13 protein-coding genes and 1 riboswitch are annotated in these 16,853 nt (G+C 65.3%); of the genes, 6 read left to right on the top strand and 7 right to left on the bottom strand.

Going from position 1 to position 16,853, the window contains the following annotated elements; genetic code table 11:
• Positions 1-61 precede the first annotated feature (61 nt).
• From DK366_RS03855 to DK366_RS03840, 4 genes are all read right to left on the bottom strand, one after another.
• On the bottom strand, positions 62-979 hold the full coding sequence (locus DK366_RS03855; RefSeq protein ID WP_109124185.1) for a type II CAAX endopeptidase family protein: 918 nt from the start codon (positions 977-979) through the stop codon (positions 62-64).
• Between the two features lie 233 nt (positions 980-1,212).
• A complete protein-coding gene (locus tag DK366_RS03850; protein WP_109124184.1) occupies positions 1,213-2,814 on the bottom strand; it encodes a peptide chain release factor 3 in 1,602 nt (533 codons plus the stop codon).
• A 334-nt stretch (positions 2,815-3,148) separates the two neighbouring features.
• Entirely contained in the window at positions 3,149-3,811 is a 663-nt protein-coding gene (locus DK366_RS03845; protein ID WP_109124183.1) for a M24 family metallopeptidase, read from the bottom strand.
• Positions 3,812-3,892: 81 nt separating this feature from the next.
• Positions 3,893-4,249, bottom strand: coding sequence for a DUF1304 domain-containing protein (locus DK366_RS03840; protein WP_109124182.1), 357 nt, complete (start codon positions 4,247-4,249; stop codon positions 3,893-3,895).
• Between the two features lie 209 nt (positions 4,250-4,458).
• Between DK366_RS03840 and DK366_RS03835 the strand changes: the two genes are divergently transcribed.
• From DK366_RS03835 to DK366_RS03820, 4 genes are all read left to right on the top strand, one after another.
• Positions 4,459-5,250 (top strand): hypothetical protein, encoded by a 792-nt coding sequence (locus tag DK366_RS03835; protein ID WP_198651405.1) that lies wholly within the window; start codon positions 4,459-4,461, stop codon positions 5,248-5,250.
• A gap of 159 nt (positions 5,251-5,409) precedes the next feature.
• A riboswitch (SAM riboswitch) is annotated at positions 5,410-5,524 on the top strand.
• Positions 5,525-5,610: 86 nt separating this feature from the next.
• A complete protein-coding gene (locus tag DK366_RS03830; RefSeq protein WP_109124181.1) occupies positions 5,611-6,654 on the top strand; it encodes a homoserine O-succinyltransferase in 1,044 nt (347 codons plus the stop codon).
• Positions 6,655-6,690: 36 nt separating this feature from the next.
• Positions 6,691-7,881 (top strand): cystathionine gamma-synthase, encoded by a 1,191-nt coding sequence (gene metB, locus DK366_RS03825; protein WP_109124180.1) that lies wholly within the window; start codon positions 6,691-6,693, stop codon positions 7,879-7,881.
• Positions 7,878-8,963, top strand: coding sequence for a homoserine dehydrogenase (locus DK366_RS03820; RefSeq protein WP_109124179.1), 1,086 nt, complete (start codon positions 7,878-7,880; stop codon positions 8,961-8,963). Before metB ends, DK366_RS03820 begins: the two co-directional genes overlap by 4 nt.
• A gap of 161 nt (positions 8,964-9,124) precedes the next feature.
• Here DK366_RS03820 and DK366_RS03815 read toward each other — a convergent pair whose 3' ends face one another.
• Positions 9,125-10,732, bottom strand: a complete 1,608-nt coding sequence (locus tag DK366_RS03815) for an APC family permease (protein WP_109124178.1) — start codon at positions 10,730-10,732, stop codon at positions 9,125-9,127.
• A gap of 272 nt (positions 10,733-11,004) precedes the next feature.
• Between DK366_RS03815 and DK366_RS03810 the strand changes: the two genes are divergently transcribed.
• Positions 11,005-11,997, top strand: a complete 993-nt coding sequence (locus tag DK366_RS03810) for a tetratricopeptide repeat protein (protein ID WP_109124177.1) — start codon at positions 11,005-11,007, stop codon at positions 11,995-11,997.
• Between the two features lie 210 nt (positions 11,998-12,207).
• Here the strand turns inward: DK366_RS03810 and DK366_RS03805 are convergent, their stop codons facing one another.
• Together DK366_RS03805 and DK366_RS03800 are read right to left on the bottom strand one after the other, a co-directional pair.
• Positions 12,208-13,590: an L-serine ammonia-lyase gene (locus DK366_RS03805; RefSeq protein ID WP_109124176.1), complete on the bottom strand. Its 1,383-nt coding sequence runs from the start codon at positions 13,588-13,590 to the stop codon at positions 12,208-12,210.
• 216 nt (positions 13,591-13,806) lie between these two features.
• On the bottom strand, positions 13,807-15,975 hold the full coding sequence (locus DK366_RS03800) for a TonB-dependent siderophore receptor (RefSeq protein WP_109124175.1): 2,169 nt from the start codon (positions 15,973-15,975) through the stop codon (positions 13,807-13,809).
• Between the two features lie 213 nt (positions 15,976-16,188).
• On the opposite strand from DK366_RS03800, the gene DK366_RS03795 reads away from it, so the two are divergent.
• Positions 16,189-16,425: a glutaredoxin family protein gene (locus DK366_RS03795; protein ID WP_109124174.1), complete on the top strand. Its 237-nt coding sequence runs from the start codon at positions 16,189-16,191 to the stop codon at positions 16,423-16,425.
• Positions 16,426-16,853 lie beyond the last annotated feature (428 nt).

Raw genomic sequence — 16,853 nt, 5'->3', positions numbered from 1 at the left:
CTGCCAGGCCGGGGCGGTACGCGTCAGGGTATCCGCAGTTTCGTGAAGGCGATAGCTGACCTCAGGCGGCTGCGGACGGCCTGCGTCGCCAGGCAGGCGCAACGATGGTGCCGCGGCGCAGCGCCACGATGAGCAGCAGGGCCGAGCAGGCGGAGCAGACGATCAGCGCAACCACCGACGCTTCCGCGCCAAACACGCCGCCGCTCAGCCAGTCCGGACCGGTGCGGTTGGACACCAGCCATCCGTGCGCCGTGGTGCCCGACACGGGGATGCCATACACCGTGCCCTGCATGACGTTCCAGGCGGCATGCAGGCCAATGCACGGCCACAGCGAGCGGGTCACGTGATAGAGCAGGGCGAGCAGCACGCCGGCCTCGATGGCGATGGCGAGCGAGCTCCACAGCGTGGCGCCGGGGTTGAAGATGTGGGCGGCGCCGAAGAACAGGGCCGAGATGGCCAGCGCCCACCAGGTGCCCAGGCCTTCTTCCACCGCACGGAACAGCACGCCGCGCGTCAGGATTTCTTCGCCAATGCCTGCGCCCAAGCCGGTGGTCAACACGGCGGGCAGCCAGTTCACCTGCGGGTTGGTGCCGGTGACGTGGTAGCTGCCGGCAAGCCACAGCACGAGCACCACGGTACTGAACAGCACGGCGCCCACGAGCAGGCCTGCACCGCCGAGCGTGGGAACGTCACGAGCGGCCAGCTCGCGCATCGGGCGACGTTCAATGGCCTTCACCAGGATGACGTACGCCACCACGGCCGGAATCAACTGCATCAGCAGGATGCCGAAGGCGCGCGAGATGGGTGAAACCTCTGGCGCCATCAGGCCCGTCACGCCGATGCTCGCCGACACCAGCTTGAACAGCACGAAGTAGAGGGCGGCGAAGAAGACGATGCGGCCGAACGGCGAGAAGACCATCCAGCGTTGCCACGATGTGGCGTTGACAGGTGTGGTGAAGGCGATTTGCTCGGCCGGCATGCGTTGAATCCCCCTGGTGATGTCGGGGAGGGTAACAGCCTGCTCAGGATTCCAGACAGGGGCTGGGCGGTGTCGCGCACAGGGTGCGCTCCCACAACACCCATCGATGCTTGCCGAGGGAGCGCACTTTGTGCGGACTTCAGCCCTTGACTGTCGACCGGCATTGCACACAGGGAACACTCCCACTGGCACACCGGCCACTGTGGGAGCGCAACCTGTGCGCGACTTACGCCTTACAGATCAACCGACGTCGCATGCTCGCGCGTGGCCGAGAAGCGCACGGCCGGCGAACGCTCCTGTGCCAGCTGCAGGTTCACGCGTGAGGGTGCGAGGTACACCAGTTCCCCGGCCGCATCGATGGCCAGGTTGTTGGCGTTCTTCTCGCGGAATTCCTCGAGCTTCTTCGCGTCGCTGCAATGAATCCAGCGCGCGGTCGCCACCGTGACGGGTTCGAAGGTGGCGTCCACGCCGTATTCGTCCTTCAGGCGATAGGCCACCACATCGAACTGCAGCACGCCGACCGCGCCGAGGATCAGGTCGTTGCTCATCAGCGGACGGAAGAACTGCGTGGCGCCTTCCTCGGACAGCTGCGCCAGGCCCTTCTGCAGCGCCTTCATCTTCAGCGGGTCGCGCAGGCGCGCACGGCGGAACAGTTCCGGGGCAAAGTTGGGGATGCCGGGGAAGCTGACCATCTCGCCTTCGGTGAAGGTGTCGCCAATGCCGATGGTGCCGTGGTTGTGCAGGCCGATCACATCGCCCGGATACGCGTTCTCCACGATTTCGCGGTCGCTCGCCATGAAGGTAAGCGCGTTGGCGATGCGCACATCCTTGCCGGTACGCGTCTGCATCATCTTCATGCCGGCGTTGTACGTGCCCGAGCAGACACGCATGAAGGCGATGCGGTCGCGGTGCGCCGGGTCCATGTTCGCCTGGATCTTGAACACGAAACCGGTAAGAGCCTCTTCCTCGGGCTTCACTTCACGCGTGAGCGTGCCGCGCGACTTGGGCGAGGGCGCATGCTCGACGAAGAAATCCAGCAGCAGCTGCACGCCGAAATTGTTCACCGCCGAGCCGAAGAACACCGGCGTGAGCTTGCCGGCGAGGTACTGCTCGACGTCGAACGGATGCGAGGCACCCTGCACCAGTTCCAGTTCGTCGCGCAGTTCAGTCAGTGCCTCGGCACCGATGGCGGCTTCCAGGCCCGGGGCATCGAGACCCTTGAAGATGGTCGAATCCTGGCGCGTGAAATTCTTGCCCTGCTCGAACACGTGCACTTCGTCGAGCAGCAGGTGGTACACGCCCTTCAGGCGCTTGCCCATGCCGATGGGCCAGGTCAGCGGGGCGCAGGCGATGCCGAGCACCGATTCCACCTCGTCCAGCAGTTCGATGGGCGAGCGGCCTTCGCGGTCCAGCTTGTTGATGAAGGTCATGATGGGCGTGTCGCGCAGGCGGCACACCTCCATCAGCTTGATCGTGCGCTCTTCCACGCCCTTGGCGCAGTCGATCACCATCAGCGCCGAGTCCACGGCGGTGAGCACGCGGTAGGTGTCTTCGGAGAAGTCCGCGTGGCCCGGGGTGTCGAGCAGGTTGACGATGCGGCCCTCATAAGGGAACTGCATCACCGACGAGGTGACCGAAATGCCGCGCTCCTTTTCCAGCGCCATCCAGTCGGACGTCGCGTGGCGAGCGGCCTTGCGGCCCTTCACCGAGCCGGCCATCTGGATGGCACCGCCGAACAGCAGCAGCTTTTCAGTGAGCGTGGTCTTGCCCGCGTCAGGATGGCTGACGATGGCGAAGGTGCGGCGACGGCGGGTTTCGGTGAGATGCGTGGACATGGCGGGGTATCAGTGTCTCGAACCGGCCATTGTACCAAGGGCGGGGCAGGGGTGCCGGGACGGCCTACATGGCGAAACCCTTGTGGGAGCGCACCCTTTGCGCGAACACGTTTCGCCGCGCGCTTCAGGGACTGAGGTTCGCCGCCAGGTCGCGGTCGCGCACAAGATGCGCTCCTACAGGGGAGTGAGGCCGGGATGCCGGGCCACGGTCCTACCTCTGTAGGAGCGCACTTTGTGCGCGACCGCCTTTTGCCCGGGCTTCACGGGCTGAAGTGCGCCGCCAGTCCGCAGTCGCGCACAGGGTGCGCTCCCACAGGGCAGGATGGCGGACGGCTCAATCCCGCGTCAGCAGGTCTTCGTAGAACGCCCCGTAGGGTTCGGTCGGGTGGGCGATCTGGATTTCCAGAATCCAGAGCCCGCTGGACGGGTTGTCACCGTACTCGCCCAGGTCGCCGGCCTTGTGCACCGAATGCGGGAAGTCGCTGACGCGATGACCCTTGATCTCGTGGTTCAGGCGCCAGCCCATGGCTTCCGCCTGCTGCTCGGCAAACGCGTACAGCGCCTCGCCGGTCAGGCCTTGCTGGCGCCAGGCGTCGGCGGTGACACGGAACAGTTCGCGCGCCGCATCGGCGCAGGCCTGCTGTTCGGGGGCGTGGCCGATCACGAAGGTGTCGCCGGCATCGCCCTCGTGACCTTCGAAAACCAGGCCGAGGTCGATGAAATAGATGTCGTTCTCGCCCAGCCGAACGGGCTCCGAGCGCTCGCGATAGGTCTTGGTGGTGTTGGGGCCGATGCGGATGATCACCGGGTGCCACAGCCGCTCGAAGCCCAGCGCGCGGAACACCTCGGCCGCCTCGGCCTTGGCCTCTTCCTCGGTAATGCCGGGGCGCATGCGTTCGCGGATACCCTGCACGGCCGCCCAGGTGCGCTCGCGGGCGTGCAGCATGTGCCTGGGATCGAAGCGGGTACCTACCGCTTCCTGGTGGATGGTGGTCATGCGGGTGCCGGATAGTTCAGGAAGACGAAAAGCATGGCACAGCACCGTCTCCGGCGCAGAAACCGCCAAGCTGCGCGAGGCTCAGGTCAACAGGACCAGTACCAGGCCGATCAGCGCCGGCAGGCCCTGGATCCAGAGCACCTTGCGGGTGGCCGTGAAGCCGCCGTACAGCCCGGCAACCAGCACGCAGCCGAGGAAGAACAGCGCAACAGCGCGCCCGGCGTCGCCCAGCCACAGGCTCCAGAGCAGGCCGGCGGCCAGAAAGCCGTTGTAGAGACCCTGGTTCGCGGCCAGCACCTTCGACTGCTCGGCGAACTCCGCCGTCAGGCCGAAAGCGCGGCGACCGGCCGGGCGGGTCCACAGGAACATCTCCAGCACCAGGAACCACAGATGGAGCAGGGCGACGAGGGCGACGACGAGGTGGGCGGCGAGGGACATCGGCATCCGGGAGCGTAGGGTCGGGCGCGCAGTGTTGCAGCCCCGGTGCGGTGCCGGCAAACGCAGCTAACACTTCCGGCCAATGGCTGCCTGTCGAGGTGCGGCGTAGCGTGGCCTCACCGGGTCGGAGGGAGTGCACCCGACCGACAGTGACGTCTCCAGGGGACGTGGGCATCGCCCGGCAAAACCATCTCTGGAGAGTCCTCGCCATGAACAAGCCACTGTCCGCAGGCCTCGGCCTGCTATTGCTGTTTCCGCTGGCCGTGCTGGCCGACGGGCCGTTCGACGGCACCTGGAAGATCGACATGAGCAAGGTGCAGATGCCCAAGAAGCCTGATGTGCTTCTGCTCAAGGACGGCATGTACGCGTGCAAGACCTGCGTGCCGTCGATCGACATCAAGGCCGACGGACAGGATCACGCCATCACCGGGCACCCCTATCTCGATTCGATCGCCATCCAGGTGGTGGACGCGCACACCATCAAGGAAACCGACAAGAAGGGCGGCAAGGTCGTTGCCACCACCACCACCACGGTGGCCGCCGACGGCAAGACGGCGCACTTCGAGTTCACCGACAGCAGCAATACCAATGCCGCGCCCGTCACGGGCAATGGCGAACTGAAGCAGGTGGCCGCCGGGCCGGCTGGATCGCATGCCGTCTCCGGCTCATGGGTGACGGCCAACATTGCCGACATGTCGGCCAACGGCACCACGCTGGTCTATAAGCAGGACGGCAACATGCTCAACATGACCACGCCCACCGGGCAGTCCTATGACGCCAGGCTGGATGGCACGGAAGCGCCCTACAAGGGTGATCCCGGCATCACCAGCGTCACCGTGAAACAGACCGGCAAGATGTCCATGGTGGAAACCGACAAGCGTGACGGCAAGGTCATCGGCGTCATGACCACCACCGTAACCGCCGATGGCAAGACCATGAACGTGCAGTGGGACGACAAGCTGCGCGACCGCAAGATGGCTTTTGTCGCCACGAAGCAATAAGTCAGCGAAGCTGCGCCCGACGCAGACCCATGCCGGGCGCGGTTTCCCAGGTGGTTTCATGCGAAACAGACGTCTCCATCACGCCATGTACCGATGGCTAGATGCATAGACGTTTAGACGTCTATTGACACGACCATGTGTGGGCGTTAGATTCTCCTTCACTCATCGAGACCGGCGGAGGGACAGGCCCTTTGAAGCCGGGGCAACCTGCGGATTTTCCGCGACGGTGCCAATTCCTGCGGCAGCGCCTAGGGCGCACGCCGCGAGATGAGGGCAGATAAGCACCGCCGCGCCTCATGCCGGTTGTGCGTTGCTCTCCTCTCCGGTCCGCGGGTTCGATGCCGACCGGAGAAGCGCCAGATGTCCAGCCAGCCGCAACCCATCCCGACCGTCGCCACCGCTCCCGCCGCGGTGACCGTCGGCATGCGGCCGGACCTGGCCACGCCGGACCTCACCACCCAGCGCTGCACTCGCCGCCTCGCCATCACGCCCAAGTACGGCAGTGCGTCGTGCGAGGTGGAAGTCAGCTACCTGTGGTGCGGCGCGCCCGATGCTCCCACCGTGATCGTGCAGGGCGGCATTTCCGCCACGCGCGACGTGGTGGCACTGGATGGCGAATCCGCGCCGGGCTGGTGGCAGGAACAGATCGGCAGTGGCCAGCCGCTGGATCTGGATCGTTACCGCGTGCTGTCCATCAACTGGGTCACGCCGGCTGAGCTCACCGGTGTGCAGACCGTGTCGAGCGAAGACCAGGCCGACGTACTCGCCGCACTGGTCGAGGCATTGGGCATCAACCGCGTGCATGCCTTCATCGGTTCCTCCTACGGCGCGATGGTGGCGCTGGCGTTCGCTGCACGTCATCCCTATGCGCTGGGTCGCCTCGTGCTGCTGGCGGGCGCGCATCGTCCGCATCCGCTGGCCACGGCGCAGCGTTCCATCCAGCGCGGCATCGTGCGCCTGGGCCTGGAATGCGGGCAGCCGGAGCAGGCATTGGCGCTGGCCCGCCAGCTCGCCATGACCACCTATCGCGGCAGCGAGGAATTCGCCAAGCGCTTCAACGCTGCGCCGGAATTTCGCGATGGCCGCTTCCATTTCCCGGTCGAGGACTATCTCGAACACGCCGGTCGTCGCTTCGTCGAACGCTTCGACGTGGAACGCTTCCTGGCGCTGTCCGAATCCATCGACCTGCACGACGTCACGCCCGAGCAGGTCGCCGCGCCCGCCACGCTGATCGGTTTCCCGTCCGATCGCCTGGTGCCGCTGGCTGACCTGTGCGAGCTGCAGCGGCGCCTGCATGGCCCGGCCACGCTCGAAGTGGTCGAGTCGCCCTATGGCCATGACGCCTTCCTCAAGGAAACCGACCGTCTTGCGCCGCTGTTGCGCGATGCGCTGGCCGGTTGTTGAACCCAATCGAAAAAAGCACACGCACGGAGATCCACCATGAGCGACATCACCGCCCCCGCTACCCGCGCCGTGCGCGCCGGCATTGAATCGGACACCCAGCACGGCGCCGTGGTGCCGCCGCTGCACCTGTCCACGAACTATGCGTTCGAAGGCTTCGGCAAGAAGCGCGCCTACGACTACTCGCGCAGCGGCAACCCCACGCGCGATCTGCTGGGCGAAGCGCTGGCCGAACTGGAGCAGGGCGCGGGCGCCGTGGTGACGGCGAGCGGCATGGCGGCGGTGGCGCTGGCGCTCGAGCTGGTGCCGGCCGGCTCGCTGGTGCTGGCGGCGCACGACTGTTACGGCGGTACCTGGCGCCTGCTGGATGCATGGGCGAAGAAGGGTCGCTTCCAGGTGAAGTTCGTCGACCTCACCAACAACCACACGCTGGCGGAAGGTCTCGCGCTCAAGCCGTCGCTGGTATGGGTGGAAACGCCGTCCAATCCCTTGCTGCGCATTACCGACATTCGCCACGTGGCGCAGGCGGCCCATGCGGTGGGTGCGTTGCTGGTGGTGGACAACACCTTCCTGTCGCCGGCGCTGCAGCAGCCGCTGACGCTGGGTGCCGACGTGGTGGTGCACTCCACCACCAAGTACATCAACGGCCATAGCGATGTGGTGGGTGGTGCCGTGGTGGCGCGCGACGCCGCCGTGGCCGAGCAGCTCAAGTGGTGGGGCAACTGCAACGGCCTTACGGGTGCACCGTTCGACAGCTTCCTGACCCTGCGCGGCCTGCGCACGCTCAGTGTGCGGCTGCGCCAGCACCAGGAAAACGCCGTGCGCATTGCCGATCGCCTGGACGGCCATGCGGCCATTCGCAAGGTGTACTACCCGGGCCTGGAGAGTCATGCGGGTCACGCGCTGGCAGCACGCCAGCAGCTGGGCTTCGGCGCCATGCTGAGTTTCGAGCTGGAAGGCGGTGAGGATCAGGTCACGGCCTTCGTCGACGGGCTCCACTATTTCTCGCTGGCCGAATCACTGGGCGGCGTGGAAAGCCTGGTAGCGCATCCGGCCACGATGACGCACGCCTCGATGGCGCCGGAAGCACGCCGTGCCGCCGGCATTGCCGACACGCTGCTGCGCCTCTCCGTGGGCATCGAAGATGGTGATGACCTGCTGCGCGATGTCGATGCGGCCCTGCTGCGCGCCGAGGCCGCCCTGCACACCAAACGTCGGGTGAGCGCATGAGCGCGGTGCTGACGTCGGAAGCCGCGAACGTATCGAAAGCACAAGCGCCATCGTCCATTGTTGCCGTACTGCTTGGCACCGGCGTGGTGGGTGGTGCATTCCTCAAGCTGCTCAACACGCCGGCCGCGTCATCGATCCGGTTGGTGGGCGCGGCCAATTCGCGTCGCCAGCAGACACAGGCCGAACAACTCGCGGATCGCAGCCTGCGCGAGAAACTGAAAATCAACGGCGATGCCCGCAACGATGCGTCGTTGCTGGCCGCACTGGATGCCAACGAGGCATCGGTGAAAGTGATCATCGACGCCACCGCCTGCGGCACGCTCGCGTCCCGCCACGCGGAGTGGCTGGAGCGCGGCTATCACGTGGTGACAGCCAACAAGTCGCTGGCCGGTGGCGATCTGCCGGGCTGGCGTGCGTTGCAGGCAGCGTTGGCGAGTGGCGGTCGTTACGGCGACTCGGCGACGGTGGGCGCAGGCCTGCCGGTCATTTCCACCTTGCGCCGGTTGCGTCACTGTGGCGATGCGCTGCTAACGCTCGAGGGCGTTTTCTCCGGTTCGCTCTCGTACCTGTTCAACCAGTACGACGGCAGCCAGCCGTTCTCGGCATTGCTGCGCCGTGCGCGCGAACTCGGTTACACCGAACCCGATCCGCGCAGCGATCTGTCCGGCGAAGACGTGGCGCGCAAGCTGCTCATCCTCGCGCGCTGCGCCGGGTTCGCACTGCGTCCCGACGAAGTGGAAGTGGAAAGCCTGGTGCCCGACAACCTGCGCGGCGTGGACGTGGCCGCGTTCCTCTCGCGCCTGGAGGAACTCGACGAACCGCTGGCTGCACGTTTCGCTGAAGCAAAAGCGCGCGGCGGCGCCTTGCGCTTCCTTGCGCGACTCAACCAGCGTGGCCGTGCGCGCGTTGGACTGGTCGAAGTTCCCGCCAACCACCCTGCCACGCGCCTCTACGGCACCGACAACCAGTTCGCGCTCAGCACCACGCGCTACAACACGCAGCCGCTGGTGATCCAGGGGCCGGGTGCGGGTCCCGAAGTGACGGCGCAGGCGTTGCTGGGAGATGTGCTCGCGCTGGCGTGATGTATTCCGCACGTCGCGCACAGGGTGCGCTCCCACAAGAGCGCCGCCACACTGTGGGAGCGCACCCTGTGCGCGACTGACCTCCAGAGCGCGACACGCCAAACAAAAAAACGCGCGGTGATGAGCCGCGCGTTTTTCATTTCATGGTGTAAGTGTGTCGATTAATCGTGCACGTGTGGATTCGCTTCCGCTTCTTCCACCGACGGCGTACGCCAGCCGGACTTCACGCCCCACACGTAGAACACCAGGCCCACCGCCGCGACGACAGCGAGGTCGATGCCGTAGGGCAGGTAACCGTGGCCGCCGAAATCCGTGCTGCCCAGCCAGGACACGAGTGCCAGCGTCGGCAGGTAGAAAATGAGCCACAACGCGCCCTTCAGCTGGCGACCGAAGTCGTGCCAGTTGGCCTTGAACTGATAGAACAAGTACACCGGCAGCGCCACGACCATCAGCAGGATGATCTCGCCGGTCAGCGGCCAGCGCGCCCAGTACAGCAGTTCCGTGGCCATGATGAAGGCCACGCCGGCAAGAATCGGCAGGCCCGCGATGCGCAGCGGACGGTGCAGGTTCGGTGCCGTGCGGCGCAGTGTCATCGCGCTCACCGGGCCGGTGAGATAGGAAATGATCGTGGCCACCGAGATCACCGCAGCCAGCGTGCCCCAGCCGCGGAACTTGAACAGGAAGATGTAGGAGATGACCAGGTTGAACCACATCGCCGGACGCGGCACGCCCCACTTGGGATGAATGCGGCCGAGGATCTTCGGCATCGTGCCGTTGCGCTCCATGCCGTAGATCATGCGCGCGGTGGTGGCGGTGTAGGTCATGCCGGTGCCGCTGGGGCTGATGAAGGCATCCACGTACAGCAGCATGGCCAGCCAGTGCAGGTTGACGATGATGGCCAGCTCGGCGAACGGCGAGCGGAAGTCGATGCCGTGCCAGCCCGCCTTGGCGAGCATGTCCGGCGGCACCGCGCCCAGATACGCCACCTGCAGGATCACGTACACCACGGTGGCCAGCAGGATCGAGCCGATCACCGCAAACGGAATGCTCTTGCCCGGGTTGCGCGCTTCACCCGCCAGATTCACCGGACTCTGGAAACCGTTGAAGCTGAAAACGATGCCCGCCGTGGCGACGGCCGTCAGCACCGCGGCGAAGTCGATGGCATGCGCATCGCCATTCACGCCCACCGAGAAGTTGCCGCTGTGGAAACCGCTGGCGATCAACGCCAGGCCGGTCGCGGCCGGCACGATCAGCTTGAACACGGTGATCAAGGTGTTGGAGCGCGCAAACAGCTTCACGCTCCAGAAGTTCAGCAGGAAGTAGATCAGCACCAGCACGGCAGCGATATACAGGCCGGGCAGGGTGAGTTCGCCGTGGCCATCGGGCATGTGCACGTACAAGTCCTGCGCCCACTTCCACGGCCACGAGGCCATGTACTGCACCGAGGCTTCGGCTTCCACCGGAATCACCGAGACGATGGCGATCCAGTTGGCCCACGCGCCGATGAAGCCCACCAGCGAGCCGTGCGAGTAGTGGCTGTAACGCACCATGCCGCCGGACTCTGGGAACATGGCGCCCAGTTCCGCGTAGGTCAGCGCGATGGTCATGATGATCGCGGCGCCCAGCACCCAGGCCCACACGGCACCGGGACCGGCCAGGCCTGCCGCGCGCCAGGCGCCGAACAGCCAGCCGGAGCCGATGATGGAGCCCAGGCCGGTAAGCATGAGGGCGAACGGGCCGACGTCGCGGCGGATCGGAGATTGAGACATGCAGGTCCCCAGGTCAGTGGATCGACGGGCCGCCTCCCGGGGCGACACTCACGCGCCGCCTCCCGGGCGGCACAAGGGACGGATAATGACAGACCGCTCCTACAACTGTCAGCCCGCAGGGCGTCACGAACCGTGGCGCAGCGCAGCACTTAGGCTATTGAATCGACGCATGAAATGCCTTGTGCACGACGATCGGCATCGGGCAACCGGCAAATTGGCGCCCGTGGTCGGGCCGGCTACTATCGAGCCTTCCCACGTCAGGTAGGCGCACCATGATCCGTGCCGCGTTGCTGGTGGTGATGGCCGCGGCGCTAGCCGTGTTTTCGGTTCCCGTATCTGCCGATGCTGCTCGCGACGCGTTGCAGAAGAAGGCCGTGTCCGGCGATCCCAGTGCCCAGGTCGCGTTGGGACGCGCCTTGCAGAACGACGGCGCGCCTGCCGACAAGGCCGCTGGTGCGGAGTGGTTCCGCAAGGCCGCCGCCACGGGCAGTGCCGAAGGTGCATGGATGCTGGGCTCGTCCATGCTGGGCGGCACGGGTGTGCCGCGCGACGTGCCCGGCGGTATCGACTGGATGCGCAAGAGCGTCAACCTGGATCAGAACCCCGACCACATGGCGGTACTCGCCGTGGCATTGCTGGCCACCGGTGGCACGCAGGAAGCGCTGCAGTGGGCGCAGAAGGCGGCGGACAAGGGTTCGTCCAAAGGCATGGAAGTGCTCGCCATGGCGCGCCTGTCCGGCGAAATGGGCCTGCCCAAGGACCCTGCGCTCGCGGAGAAACTGATGACCACGGCGGCGCAGAAGGGCGACGTCGATGCCCAGTTGTCGCTGGGCCAGTTCTACATCACCGGCCTGTTCGGCAAACACGATGTGGTAGCCGGGCAACGGTGGCTGCAGGCGGCGGCCGACCAGGGCAGTGCCAAGGCCGAGGGCACGCTGGCTTACTTCCTCATTACGGGAAAAGAAAACGTGCCTCCGGACGCGGCGCGCGGTGTAGCGCTGGCGAAGAAGGCCATCGCCGGCCACGAAATGCTCGGGCACTACGCCATGGGCGTCGCTTATGTGACCGGGGCGGGCGTTGCCGAAAATCCGGCGGAAGGCTGGTACCAGATCTCGCTGGCGCAGCGCATGGACAACCAGCAGCAGCTCAAGAGCGCCGGCGATTACCTGGCCAAGGCAGCGGCGAAATTGACGCCTGCGCAGCTCACCCAGCTGAAGGCACGGGTGGACGCGGATGTGGGAGCGCAGACGGCGTCGGGTTCGTAAAGTTGTGGCGCGACCATTGTGGGAGCGCACCCTGTGCGCGACAGGCTACAGGGCGGTGAAGTGATGAATCCGTTCGCCACAGCCTCGCACTGAGTATCCACGGCCGTTCCGCAGTCGCGCACAGGGTGCGCTCCCACAGTACGGTGCCTTGGTGAGCTCATTGGCATGGTGATCCCGGATTTCTCCGGCATCACCACATCCATCGCTTCCTCAGCACTCGATCACATTCACCGCGAGACCGCCGCGCGAGGTTTCCTTGTACTTGTCCTTCATGTCGCGGCCGGTGTCGCGCATGGTGGCGATCACCTTGTCCAGCGACACGCGATGCTTGCCATCGCTCTTGAGCGCCATGCGGCTGGCATTGATGGCCTTCACCGAGGCCATGGCGTTGCGTTCGATGCAGGGAATCTGCACCAGGCCGCCGATGGGATCGCAGGTGAGGCCCAGGTTGTGTTCCATGCCGATTTCGGCAGCGTTTTCCACTTGCAGCACGTTGCCGCCGAGTGCGGCGGTAAGCCCACCCGCAGCCATCGAGCAAGCCACGCCCACTTCGCCCTGGCAGCCCACTTCCGCGCCGGAAATCGAGGCGTTTTCCTTGTAGAGGATGCCGATGGCGCCGGCCGTAAGCATGAAGTCGACGATGCCGTTCTCGTCCGACTTCGGGCAGAAGCGGTGGTAGTAGTGCAGCACTGCCGGCACGATGCCGGCCGCGCCGTTGGTGGGCGCGGTGACCACGCGGCCACCCGCGGCGTTTTCCTCGTTCACGGCGAGCGCGTAGAGGTTGACCCAGTCGAGAATGGTGAGCGGATCTTTCAATGCGGCTTCCGGCTGCGAGCGCAGGTCTTCTGCCATCTGCGGTGCGCGACGCGTCACCTTCAGGCCGCCAGGAAGCACGCCGGGCGAACGCAGGCCACGGTTCACGCAATCCTGCATGGCCTTCCAGATGGTGAGCAGGCCGGCGCGCGTTTCGGCTTCCGGACGCCACACCTTTTCGTTTTCCATCATCAGCTGCGCGATGGAAAGGTTGTTCTTCTCGCACAGCTCCAGCAGCTGGTCGCCGGTGGAGAACGGGTAGGGCTGTTCGGTGGTGTCGGCGACGATGCGATCTTCCGCGGCTTCGTCGTGATTGACCACGAAGCCGCCGCCCACGGAGTAGTAGTCGCGCGTGGCCAGCTCGTGGCCTTCGGCGTCGTAGGCGGAGAAGCGCATGCCGTTGGTGTGGAACGGCAGCTTCTGGCGCTTGTTGAACACCAGGTCGCGCTTTTCCTCGAACTCAATCTCGTGCTTGCCCAGCACGCGCAGACGATGCGTGGTGCGGATGCGGTGCAAGGCGTCGGGAATATGGTCGGGGTCCACCGTATCCGGGTGCTCGCCTTCGAAACCCAGCAGTACGGCCTTGTCGGTGCCGTGGCCGCGACCGGTCATGGCCAGCGAGCCGTACAGCTCCGCGCGCACGCGCACCACGCGATCGAGCACGCCTTTTTCTTCCAGCCACCGTTCCGCAAAGCGCGCCGCGGCGCGCATGGGACCCACGGTGTGCGAGGAGGACGGACCGATGCCGATCTTGAAGAGGTCGAAAACGCTGACAGCCATGGAGACACGCAAAGTGGGCGGGGAGAACCGTCCATTCTACGCGGGTGGTGTGACGGAGTTTTGCGCGGTGCAGCGATGCGGTCGGTGCGCGGGCGTATGGATGGAGCTCTTGCCTATGGCTCGTCATCCCAGCGAAAGCTGGGATCCAGTGTCTTTGGGCTCGTGATGAAGTCACTGGATTCCAGCTTTCGCTGGAATGACGAGCCAGGGATACGCTTAGAACGTGTACCTCACATTCAACATGTAACTGCGCGGCGCCGAGTAGAAGCCCTGGTTCCAGTACAGGCTGGTGATGTACTTGCGGTTGGTCACGTTGTCGATGTTGAGCGTGGTGCTCCAGTGCTGGCCGAAGTCGTAGCCGGCCATCAGGCCCAGCACCGTGTACGAGCCCTGCGAGGTGAAGATCTCGCTGCCGTCCAGTGCCACGTCCTGCTGGTCGCGATAGATGCGGTCCTGCCAGCGCAACGAACCACCCACCTTCAAGCCGGGCAGGGCGTCGAAGCGGTAGGTGCTGTTGAGGCGGAACATGCGGCGCGGCACATACGTGCGCACGTTGTTGCCGTCCGGATCGACGATGCCGAGCTGCGTGTAGCCGCCGCTCACCTGCCAGTTGTCGGTGATCTGGCCACTCACATCGAACTCGTAACCCTTCGCGGTCGCGTCGATGCCGGTGTAGTAATCCTGGTTGGTCACCAGGCTGTGGCCCGCGTATTCGGCCAAGCCATCCTGACGCGAGCGGAACAGCGAGAACGAGGCGTTCAGACGACCGTCGTACCACTCGCCCTTCACGCCCACTTCCACATTGGCGCCGGTGACGGGATCAAGCACCTTGTTGTTGATGTCCGTCGACGTCTGCGGATTGAACAGCTGCGCGTAGCTCGCGTAAGCGGAGTAATGCTGGGCGAAGTCGTATACCAGGCCGACGAACGGCGTGCTCTGCGTCTTCTCGTAATTGCTCGGCACACCGTAGTTGGAGCCGTATTGCTCGATGTGCGTGACGCTGGTGCCGGTGATCAGCGTGAGCGGATCGGCAAGACTCCAGCGCGCGGTGGCATACAGCGACTTGCGCTTGATGTGGAAATCGCCGTTGCCATACGAGGCATCGAACGGCGGCTCCGGATAATCACCGGTCCAGTCGTTGAGCGACGGCAGCGGCGTGCCGATACCTTCGCCGTAGCTGGACAGCTGATGCACGTTGTCTTCGGCCCAGTTCGCGCCGATCACGAGCTGGTGCGTACGGTCGAACAACTCGACCGGGCCGCTCGCGTAGACGTCGGCGAAGTACTGGCGTTCCTTGCTCGTGTAAGCCGAGGGGTAGGAATACAAGCCCAGCCCGGTCTGCGCATCCGGCGTGCCATACACGTAGAACAGGTCGCTGTCCTCGGCAATGCGGCGATAGTTGAGCGAACCCTTGATGCTCCAGTCGGCACCGAGCTTCTGTTCCAGCTCCACGAACGCGCGCGTGTCGGCGACATTCCAGCGCGACCAGTCGGCCGACGTGCTGGTGGAGCGGTCGTAGTCGGTCGGCGTGCCGTCGGTGTTGTACAGCGGCAACGCGCCCCACATGCCGCCGTGGGTCTTGTTCTTCTGGTACGTGACGCCGGCGGTGAGCAGGGTGGAGTCCGTTACGTCCGCTTCCACGATGCCGCCGAGCACTTGCTTGCGCAGGTTGTAGCGGTCCAGGTAGCTGTCGGTGTCCTGGGCGGCGGCGATGAAACGGCCGCGCACGCTCTTGGAGTCGTTCAGCGGGCCGGACAAATCGACGTCCAGGCGGCGGTTGTCCCAGCTGCCCACGGTGAGGCCGATGCTGCCTTCATAGTCGGCCGTGGGGCGCTTGCGCACGAAGTTGATCGTGGCCGACGGATTGCCGGTGAAGGACAACATGCCGTTCGCACCACGCAGCACTTCCACGCGCTCGTACAGGGCCGTGTCGATATCGCCTTCCTGTTCGCCATTGGCGAACGGCAAGCCCACGCCATCGACCAGGAAGTTGGTGACGTCGAAGCCGCGGGCGGTGTAGTACGTGCGGTCCGTTTCCACGCGTTCCACGTTCACGCCGGTGGTGCTGTCCAGCACGGCGTTGACGTTGGTGAGGTTGAAGTCCTTCATCTGCTGCTCGGTCACCACGCTCACCGACTGCGGCGTCTCGCGCAGCGACAGGGGCAGGCGGGTGGCCGAATCCACGGCCTTGGTGGTGTACGAATCGCCGTCGCCTGTCACGGTGGCCGTGGTCTGCACGCCTTCTAGGTTCTTCACCTTGGTCTGGTCGGCCGCGGTGGTGGTGTCATCGGCGTGCAGCAGCGGTGAGGCGAGGGCAAGTGACAGCGCTAAAGCGAGAGTGCGAAACGGCAGCGGGCGTCGCGCAAGCGAGGCAGAGGCGGGCATCGGGATAGCCTTGGATGGTTTTGTAGGTATGAAGGAGCCGGGCTGTAGGCGTCCGGCCTGGGGCTCTGTGGCCCTTATTTGCAAATGATAGTAATTATCATTTGAGTTTACCAGTCTCGACCATGGTCGAGATGCCGCAGCCACGCCCTCTTCGGCCCGCTTTTCGGCCGCGACATCGCCTCAAAGGCCGGCCGCAGGTATCTTCCCGCCCCTATGCCGACCCGATATGTGCTGTACCAACGCGACTACTGCCACCTGTGCGACCAGGCGCTGGCCGTCATGGCCCAGGCGCGTGCACCGGACTTCGACAGTCAGTGGGTGGATGACGATGAGGGACTGGAGCAGCGCTATGGCACCCGCGTGCCGGTGCTCCGCGACCGCGAAGACGGCCGGGAGATGGATTGGCCGTTCGATGCCGCGGCCGTGACGGCTTTCGTGGGCAAACGCTGACGTGTAGGAGCGCACTCGTGCGCGACCGCGGCGTGGCACGGTGCCGTGTTGTTCGAGGTGATGGTCGCGCACGAGTGCGCTCCTACAGGGAGTGCCGCAGCGGGGCGCGCGAACCATCGACTGTGTGGGACGCACCCTGTGCGCGACGGCGCCCTCACGCGCATCTGTACCGTGCGCGCGTTGACCTTCACTTCGTTGGCGATGACTGTCGTCGGCACTGTTGATGTGTAGGAGCGCACTCGTGCGCGACCGCGGCGTGACACGGTGCTGCGTCGTTCGAGGTGATGGTCGCGCACAAGTGCGCTCCTACAGGGAGTGCCGCAGCGGGGCGAGCGAATCATCGACCGTGTGGGAGCGCACCCTGTACGCGACGGCGCCCTCACGGGCATCTGTACCGTGCGAAGTGGCTGTCGCGCACAGGGTGCGCT

Origin of the sequence: Dyella sp. C11, assembly GCF_003121485.1 — a bacterium.
In the GTDB taxonomy this organism is placed as follows: Bacteria; Pseudomonadota; Gammaproteobacteria; order Xanthomonadales; family Rhodanobacteraceae; genus Dyella.
The sequence above is the reverse complement of the archived record's forward strand: the minus strand, read 5'-3'. Positions and strand labels throughout refer to the sequence as shown.

Coding starts and splice junctions, on each gene's coding strand:
- DK366_RS03800 (WP_109124175.1), bottom strand. CDS start 15,975: ATGCCCGCCTCTGCCTCGCTTGCGCGACGCCCGCTGCCGTTTCGCACT.
- DK366_RS03805 (WP_109124176.1), bottom strand. CDS start 13,590: ATGGCTGTCAGCGTTTTCGACCTCTTCAAGATCGGCATCGGTCCGTCC.
- metB (WP_109124180.1), top strand. CDS start 6,691: ATGAGCGACATCACCGCCCCCGCTACCCGCGCCGTGCGCGCCGGCATT.
- DK366_RS03845 (WP_109124183.1), bottom strand. CDS start 3,811: ATGACCACCATCCACCAGGAAGCGGTAGGTACCCGCTTCGATCCCAGG.
- DK366_RS03795 (WP_109124174.1), top strand. CDS start 16,189: ATGCCGACCCGATATGTGCTGTACCAACGCGACTACTGCCACCTGTGC.
- DK366_RS03810 (WP_109124177.1), top strand. CDS start 11,005: ATGATCCGTGCCGCGTTGCTGGTGGTGATGGCCGCGGCGCTAGCCGTG.
- DK366_RS03830 (WP_109124181.1), top strand. CDS start 5,611: ATGTCCAGCCAGCCGCAACCCATCCCGACCGTCGCCACCGCTCCCGCC.
- DK366_RS03840 (WP_109124182.1), bottom strand. CDS start 4,249: ATGTCCCTCGCCGCCCACCTCGTCGTCGCCCTCGTCGCCCTGCTCCAT.
- DK366_RS03815 (WP_109124178.1), bottom strand. CDS start 10,732: ATGTCTCAATCTCCGATCCGCCGCGACGTCGGCCCGTTCGCCCTCATG.
- DK366_RS03855 (WP_109124185.1), bottom strand. CDS start 979: ATGCCGGCCGAGCAAATCGCCTTCACCACACCTGTCAACGCCACATCG.
- DK366_RS03835 (WP_198651405.1), top strand. CDS start 4,459: ATGAACAAGCCACTGTCCGCAGGCCTCGGCCTGCTATTGCTGTTTCCG.
- DK366_RS03820 (WP_109124179.1), top strand. CDS start 7,878: ATGAGCGCGGTGCTGACGTCGGAAGCCGCGAACGTATCGAAAGCACAA.
- DK366_RS03850 (WP_109124184.1), bottom strand. CDS start 2,814: ATGTCCACGCATCTCACCGAAACCCGCCGTCGCCGCACCTTCGCCATC.